General features: G+C 63.6%; 2 protein-coding genes. One reads left to right on the forward strand and one right to left on the reverse strand.

Annotation, left to right across the window (positions count from 1 at the left end; all coding sequences use genetic code 11):
- Window positions 1-26 precede the first annotated feature (26 nt).
- Window positions 27-623: an IS3 family transposase gene (locus CDN38_RS28365; protein WP_306316116.1), complete on the reverse strand. Its 597-nt coding sequence runs from the start codon at window positions 621-623 to the stop codon at window positions 27-29.
- Between CDN38_RS28365 and CDN38_RS31550 the strand changes: the two genes are divergently transcribed.
- Window positions 523-752, forward strand: a 230-nt coding sequence (locus tag CDN38_RS31550; RefSeq protein ID WP_244307502.1) for a hypothetical protein, incomplete at its 3' end; no start/stop codon positions are given. The genes CDN38_RS28365 and CDN38_RS31550 overlap by 101 nt on opposite strands.

The following is a 752-nucleotide window of genomic DNA, read 5'->3' on the forward strand; positions in this document are numbered from 1 at the left end:
GGTGTGAACTACCCCAGGTATTGTTCCTAGTCGGTTGCGAGGGCCGGGTTTGGCTGGCTCGCAGGGTGTGAGGCGCCGGTGAGGGCGGCCTCGTACTCGGCTGGTGGGACATAGCCGAGGGCTTCGTGCAGGCGTTCCTCGTTGTACCAGAACACCCATTCGGCGGTGGCGAGTTCGACGTCGTCGGTGCAGCGCCACGGTTTGCCGCGGTTGATCAGCTCGGTCTTGTAGGCGGCGTTGACCGCCTCGGCGAGGGCGTTGTCATAACTATCGCCGCGTGAGCCGACCGATGGGGCGATCCCGAGCTCGCTAAGACGGTCGGTGTATACCAGCGATAGGTATTGTGATCCGCGGTCGGAATGATGAACCAACTCAGATAGATCTGAGTTTGCCTGCCACACAGCATGATTGAATGCTTGCAGAGGTAGGTCCTCGGTGCGCATAGTGGCCGCGACCGCCCAGCCGGCAATCTTTCTGCTGCATGCGTCGGTGACGAAGGCCGTGTAGCAGAATCCCTGCCAGGTGCGCACAAAGGTGATGTCGGCGACCCATAACCGGTTCGGGGTGGCCGCCTTGAACCGCCGGTTGACCAGGTCTGCCGGGCCGTTGCTCGGTCGGATCAGTGATCGTGGTGAACACGGGCTTGCCGCGCTGCACCCCGCGCAGTCCAGCCTTGCGCATCAGCCGGCGGGTCTGCTCGCGGCCCAGCCGCCAGCCCTGACGCTTCATGGCCTGCTGCATCTTGAGCACCC

The sequence above is a fragment of the Mycobacterium ostraviense genome, assembly GCF_002705925.1.
Lineage (GTDB): Bacteria > Actinomycetota > Actinomycetes > Mycobacteriales > Mycobacteriaceae > Mycobacterium > Mycobacterium ostraviense.